The sequence below is a fragment of the Pseudomonas sp. OA65 genome (genome assembly GCF_017498305.1).
In the GTDB taxonomy this organism is placed as follows: domain Bacteria; phylum Pseudomonadota; class Gammaproteobacteria; order Pseudomonadales; family Pseudomonadaceae; genus Aquipseudomonas; species Aquipseudomonas zanjanensis.
In genome coordinates this window covers 1-2,427 of record NZ_JAGDEZ010000090.1, presented here as the reverse complement: position 1 = coordinate 2,427, position 2,427 = coordinate 1, and the positions used below count along the sequence as shown (strand labels likewise).

At 56.9% G+C, this 2,427-nt stretch carries 3 protein-coding genes; all 3 read right to left on the bottom strand.

Going from position 1 to position 2,427, the window contains the following annotated elements; all coding sequences use genetic code 11:
- Nucleotides 1-30 precede the first annotated feature (30 nt).
- The 3 genes from J3361_RS29200 to J3361_RS29190 all read right to left on the bottom strand — a co-directional run bounded on the left by J3361_RS29200 (nucleotide 31) and on the right by J3361_RS29190 (nucleotide 2,325).
- Complete coding sequence (locus J3361_RS29200) at nucleotides 31-1,599, bottom strand: IS66 family transposase (RefSeq protein WP_041476245.1); 1,569 nt, start codon at nucleotides 1,597-1,599, stop codon at nucleotides 31-33.
- Between the two features lie 61 nt (nucleotides 1,600-1,660).
- Nucleotides 1,661-1,996 carry an IS66 family insertion sequence element accessory protein TnpB gene (tnpB, locus tag J3361_RS29665; protein ID WP_046064675.1) on the bottom strand — a complete coding sequence of 112 codons (336 nt, stop codon included), beginning with the start codon at nucleotides 1,994-1,996 and terminating at the stop codon, nucleotides 1,661-1,663.
- Nucleotides 1,993-2,325 carry a transposase gene (locus tag J3361_RS29190; protein ID WP_153426356.1) on the bottom strand — a complete coding sequence of 111 codons (333 nt, stop codon included), beginning with the start codon at nucleotides 2,323-2,325 and terminating at the stop codon, nucleotides 1,993-1,995. The genes tnpB and J3361_RS29190 overlap by 4 nt, the downstream gene beginning before the upstream one ends.
- Nucleotides 2,326-2,427 lie beyond the last annotated feature (102 nt).

The window sequence follows — 2,427 nt, the reverse complement described above, 5'->3', positions numbered from 1 at the left end:
GTATGCGTCCGGGCATCACATCTTGCGTGATTAAACCGGCTGCCACTTATGCGGAAGCAGCAGCTCGATTTCACTCGCCCGCTGCGTCGGTAAACGCGTGAGAACATCCTTTAGATAGGCGTACGGGTCATGACCATTCAGCCGCGCAGACTGGATCAAACTCATGATCGCTGCCGCCCGTTTTCCGCTACGTAGCGACCCAGCGAAGAGCCAGTTTTTGCGTCCAAGAGCCCACGGCCGGATCTGGTTCTCCGCCCAGTTATTATCAATGGGGACGGCCCCATCATCGAGGTAGCGCGACAGCGCTGCCCAGCGTTTGAGACTGTAATCGAGTGCTCTGCTGATGGCCGAACCTTCGGGCACAAGATCACGCTGGGCGATCATCCAGACATGCAATCTATCCATCACCGGAGCGGCTTTTTCTTGTCGTATTCGGCACCGTAAATCCGGTTCCAGATCACGCACTTCGCTCTCGATTTCGTACAGCAACTGGATGTAGCGCAGGGCCTGCTCGGCGATCTGGCTTTTGTTGGTCGCGTGCAATTCGAAAAACTTGCGTCGGGCATGGGCCATGCAGCCGATCTCGGTCACGCCGAGTTCGAAGCTGGCCTTGTAACCGCCAAAGTCGTCGCAGACCAACTTACCTTTCCAGCCTTGCAGGAAGTTGCGAGCATGCTCACCGGCGCGGCTGGGGCTGAAGTCGTAGACGACAGCGGCTGTTTCGCAGAACTGGCTCGTGGCGTAAGCCCAAACATAAGACCGGTGGGTTTTCTTCGAACCTGGAGCAAGCATCTGTACCGGTGTTTCATCCGCGTGGATGACTTGCTGTCCCATCACTACGTCACGCAGGGCATCGACCAGGGGCTGTAATTGCACACCCGTCATTCCAACCCATTGAGCCAAAGTGGAGCGTGGAATCGCCAAGCCGGCGCGACCGAAAATCGATTCCTGGCGGTAGAGCGGCAAATGGTCAGCGAACTTCGCGATCATGACGTGGGCAAGTAAGCCTGCCGTTGGGATACCTTTGTCGATGACCTGCGCCGGTACGGGCGCTTGGATCAGCGTTTCGCAGTCATCGCAAACCCACTTGCCACGAACATGGCGTTCGACGGTGAACACGCCGGGTGTGTAGTCCAGCTTTTCGCTGACGTCTTCACCGATACGCTTGAGTGCGCAGCCGCAAGGGCAGCGAGTGTTGTCCGGTTCATGATGGATCAACGTGCGTGGGAATTCCGCCGGCAATGCCGTGCGCTTGGGCTTTTGCTTTTTCTCGGTCGTCGCTGGCGCTATTTGCAAGGCTTGAAGCTCGGCCTCAATCGCCGCGATATCGGTATCGATCAGGTCATCGAGCAGACTGGCCTGCTCAGGATTCATCTGCTCGCTACGCTTGGCAAACTTCAAACGCTTGAGTTGCGCGATTTCGTGGGTCAGTTTCTCGATCACCGTTTGATCGCGGTTGATCTTCTTGCCCATGGTGTCAACTGTCTTGCCCATGGTTTCAACCGTCTTGCCCAGGGTCTCGACTTGCGACAGCAACTGCGCAGCGAATGCACGTAGCTGGTCGGGAGTCATTTGATCGAGATTGGGTGAGGACGTCATGCCGTGGATTTTACCAAAGCAGGCCACTTGCGACAGCCAGCCAAGACGCTAATTACAGTTTTTAAAGCAGCGTGATTGCACCGCCGGCTCCAACACGTTGCCAAGGTAGTCCGAGCACTAAGGCCTGAAGTTGTTCGGTATCCAACTGCATTTCGCTGCTTTGTCGAAGGCTTGGCCAGTGAAACTTGCCCTGGTTCAAGCGACGTGCGGCCAACCAAACACCAATCCCATCGTGTACCAGCACTTTCATGCGATTGGCCCGGCGATTGGCAAACAAATAAGCGCAGTGCGGCTTCGCCGCACCGAAGACCGCGATCACTCTGGCTAGCGCGGTCTCGGTACCGGCGCGCATGTCCATGGGCTCAGTGGCGAGCCAGATGGCGTCGATGCGGATCATCGCAACAGATCTCGCAGAAAGGTGGCACAGGCAGCGGCGCTTTCGGTCGGCCAGTTCACTTTCACGGTGCCGCGCGGGTGTGGGATTTCGAGGCAGATAGTCGATGACGTGGCTTGCGAATTTGCTCCGGCTAACTGCAAGGGCAGCGGAATGAAAGCAGGTTGCAGCGCCATGGCTTTCTGCGTTTGCACTCGAATCCATTTATGGACGAGGTTCGCGTTGAGGCTGTGGCTCAGCGCAACGCTGGCAATCGAGGCCCCGGGCAGGGAACACTCTTGAATGACCTGGGCCTTGAAGGATTTGGAGTAAGAACGGCGTTGTGGCTGCATGAAAGACCCGCTTAAAAGGCTAGAAATGGTGTCCACTTAAATCAGGTGGACACCATCGCCTTTGGCGTCGGGGTCAGGAAGGTGTGTTGGCCGGACGCATAC